This is a genomic window from Shigella sp. FC1661 (assembly GCF_001712525.1).
GTDB lineage: Bacteria > Pseudomonadota > Gammaproteobacteria > Enterobacterales > Enterobacteriaceae > Escherichia > Escherichia coli.
Genome location: NZ_MDGW01000234.1, coordinates 1 through 3,084, shown reverse-complemented (window position 1 = coordinate 3,084; position 3,084 = coordinate 1). Strand labels below are relative to the sequence as shown.

5 protein-coding genes and 1 other RNA gene are annotated in these 3,084 nt (G+C 50.6%); 2 read left to right on the top strand and 4 right to left on the bottom strand.

All coding sequences use genetic code 11. From position 1 onward, the window contains the following. Together BFF42_RS27770 and BFF42_RS14190 are read right to left on the bottom strand one after the other, a co-directional pair. On the bottom strand, positions 1-124 hold a 124-nt coding region (locus tag BFF42_RS27770; RefSeq protein ID WP_227894989.1), incomplete at its 3' end, for a hypothetical protein. An 82-nt stretch (positions 125-206) separates the two neighbouring features. Then, positions 207-518 carry an MGMT family protein gene (locus tag BFF42_RS14190; protein WP_000409911.1) on the bottom strand — a complete coding sequence of 104 codons (312 nt, stop codon included), beginning with the start codon at positions 516-518 and terminating at the stop codon, positions 207-209. A gap of 162 nt (positions 519-680) precedes the next feature. Between BFF42_RS14190 and ffs the strand changes: the two genes are divergently transcribed. Beyond that, an RNA gene (gene ffs / locus BFF42_RS14185) (signal recognition particle sRNA small type) lies at positions 681-777 on the top strand. Positions 778-896: 119 nt separating this feature from the next. Further along, on the top strand, positions 897-1,250 hold the full coding sequence (locus BFF42_RS14180; protein ID WP_000878140.1) for a DUF1428 domain-containing protein: 354 nt from the start codon (positions 897-899) through the stop codon (positions 1,248-1,250). 41 nt (positions 1,251-1,291) lie between these two features. Here BFF42_RS14180 and pdeB read toward each other — a convergent pair whose 3' ends face one another. Together pdeB and BFF42_RS14170 are read right to left on the bottom strand one after the other, a co-directional pair. After that, on the bottom strand, positions 1,292-2,788 hold the full coding sequence (pdeB, locus tag BFF42_RS14175) for a cyclic-guanylate-specific phosphodiesterase PdeB (RefSeq protein ID WP_052269006.1): 1,497 nt from the start codon (positions 2,786-2,788) through the stop codon (positions 1,292-1,294). A gap of 10 nt (positions 2,789-2,798) precedes the next feature. Next, positions 2,799-3,084 (bottom strand): integrase core domain-containing protein (locus BFF42_RS14170; protein WP_000318964.1); only part of this gene is annotated, 286 nt, incomplete at its 5' end.

Here is a 3,084-nt window from a genome sequence, read left to right as displayed (position 1 = left end):
GGCAACGAGAGATGAGTTCGGGGTCGAGGTAATCCCCCAGAGAAGTCAGTGGGTTACGCAGAGAATCGTAACGGGATACCAGATCAAGAGCCTGTCCAATGTGCATAAAAAAATCCGGAAACAAGTGAGCGTTTCCGGATTCTTACACAGCCACTGGATCGGTCAACTGATCCTTAACTGATCGGCATTACTCCGCCCGGAGAGGGTTAGTAGTTCCAGCGATAACGCTGCAAGTCGATTTGCCCGCTTCCCGATACCATCACACCTTCTGCCAGTAATGCCTGTCGCTGACGCTGTAAATCCGGTCCGGTTAGCGAAATTGTGCCGTGGCGATTAACCACCCGGTGCCAGGGTAAGGTGCTGCCTTCAGGGAGACGCTTTAACACACCGCCCACCTGGCGCGCGGCGCGGGGCGATCCCGCCAGTTTCGCCACATCACCGTAAGTGGTGACATAGCCTTCGGGAATAGCGGCGACGATTTGCCAGACGCGTTGGGGAAATGAATCTTCTTTTTCCATCTTTTCTTCCTGAGGTAATTTTTCAGCATAATCTGGAAAAACGCCCGAGTGAAGTCGCATTGCGCAAGAAACCAGCATCTGGCACGCGATGGGTTGCAATTAGCCGGGGCAGCAGTGATAATGCGCCTGCGCGTTGGTTCTCAACGCTCTCAATGGGGGCTCTGTTGGTTCTCCCGCAACGCTACTCTGTTTACCAGGTCAGGTCCGGAAGGAAGCAGCCAAGGCAGATGACGCGTGTGCCGGGATGTAGCTGGCAGGGCCCCCACCCATTTCTGCCTCCCACCGTTTCGTCAAAAAAAACCAACATGGCTAAACTTTAACCACAACTGACGTCGCAAGAATTGTCTGGCTGCGCAGTACGCTTCGGAGGTATGTCTGATGAAGTATGTTGATGGTTTTGTGGTTGCCGTTCCTGCCGATAAAAAGGATGCCTATCGGGAAATGGCCGCTAAGGCTGCGCCATTGTTTAAAGAGTTTGGCGCGCTTCGTATTGTCGAATGCTGGGCCAGCGATGTACCGGATGGCAAAGTGACCGATTTTCGTATGGCGGTGAAAGCGGAAGAGAATGAAGAGGTTGTCTTTAGCTGGATTGAATACCCTTCAAAAGAGGTCCGCGACGCTGCTAATCAAAAGATGATGTCGGACCCACGGATGAAAGAGTTCGGCGAGTCCATGCCGTTTGACGGCAAGCGAATGATCTATGGCGGATTCGAGTCAATCATCGACGAATAGGTAGCGTGACGGGCTGTGCGGCGTGCCGTCAGCCCAAAAATTCACAAATGTTGCTCGGCCCAGCGTAAGAAATCTTCTTTCGGTAATGCCTTGCTGTAGAGCCAGCCCTGACCGTAGTGCACGCCATGCTGGCGTAGCCACTCTTCTTGTTTACTGGTTTCGATTCCCTCCGCTACCATTTTCAGTTTCAGTGTTTTTGCCATTTCGATGATATGCGGCGTGACATTTTTATATTCCAGCGCATCAACGAAAGATTTATCGATCTTCAGAATGTCGACATCCAGATCCTGTAAATAACTTAAACTTGAATATCCCGTACCAAAATCATCAAGATAAATTTCATGGCCCGCCTCCCGGTAGCGAGAAATTATCGGGGCGCTGGTTTTCGGATCGGCAAACTCGCGTTCAGTGAGTTCAAGCGCGATCTGTCTGGGATTAACCTGATAGTGATTGATCATTTCACGCAGCAATTGCGGGATTTTTTCCGAGGTGAGCACGGTGGATTCAAGATTGATCGAAATATGCTGCTGTGGATGCTGACGCAGCCAGTCGCCCATATCTTCAAAGACGCTTCTTATAATCAGTAGCGTCAATGGCTCAGAAAGGCCTGTTTGCTGTGCCAGCGGAATAAAACTATCTGGTGACAACCAACTACCGTCTGTCTGCGGCCAGCGCGCCAGTGCCTCAGCACCGACAATTTTGCCATTGGCTAAGGAGACAATCGGCTGATAGTGCACGCAAATATCACGATTTTCGATAGCATCCTGCAGCCGATGATGCGGTGACTGGATACGGCGCAAAATACGCAGCACAAACATCGCTGCCAGCAGGCCAATCACCAACCCGAGCGGTAACCAAATAAAGACTTGCCGATGCCAGCCTTTCTGCAACATTTTCGTTGAAGCCCAGGTGATGATCGAAATATTCATCTCCGGGAAGGGCAGGATATCGTAAATGATTCCATTATTTTCGATATGCTCACCGGGTGTTTTTTGTAGCCTGGTAATAATTCCCTGAGCAATTTCATCGCTGCTGGTTATGACAACGTTATGGGCATTGCCAATAATGGCGGCATCAATTTGCCATGAGCTATAGGGAATGACATCAATAAAGGAAGCGGGGTCGATCATGACGACATAATGTGCCGTTCCCATGGCGACCATGTAACGGATAATGCCTAAATCGTTATGCGATGTTAACCAGACACGATAACCATCTTTCGAAATTTTACCTGGCTCGGGGAAGGTATCGGGCGGACTTTCATGCTCCAGAGACGAACACTGGGGAATGTTGTTATCGATATAAACCACTTCCTGAATATAGCGATAACTGTAAGATACCCGACGCATTTCCATGAGATGGGCTTCGCTACAGGCAGCGCCTTGCCATCTTTCCAGCTCTTGCAGCGCATCTTTCCCTTGTGTCGCCACCTTATTGGCCCGAATAGCGACGCGGGAGGAATAGGTATCCAGCTCTTCAATAAACGATGTTTCTACCTGCTGATGGGCCAGCCAGATGCTTAAGCCGACAGGCAGCATGGATTTGCCCCTATATTTCCAGACATCTGTTATCACTTAACCCATTACAAGCCCGCTGCCGCAGATATTCCCGTGGCGAGCGATAACCCAGCGCACTATGCGGATGCCATTCGTTATAATGCTCGAACGCCTCTGCAAGGTTCTTTGCTGCCGTTAACCCGTCTGGTTTGGGCATGATACTGATGTAGTCACGCTTTATCGTTTTCACGAAGCTCTCTGCTATTCCGTTACTCTCCGGACTCCGCACCGCCGTGTTCTTCGGTTCAAGTCCCAACATCCGGGCGAACTGGCGTGTT

Bases quoted from the DNA above. Each gene is read 5' to 3' on its own strand.
- BFF42_RS14180 (WP_000878140.1), top strand. From the start codon at position 897: ATGAAGTATGTTGATGGTTTTGTGGTTGCCGTTCCTGCCGATAAAAAG.
- BFF42_RS14190 (WP_000409911.1), bottom strand. From the start codon at position 518: ATGGAAAAAGAAGATTCATTTCCCCAACGCGTCTGGCAAATCGTCGCC.
- pdeB (WP_052269006.1), bottom strand. From the start codon at position 2,788: ATGCTGCCTGTCGGCTTAAGCATCTGGCTGGCCCATCAGCAGGTAGAA.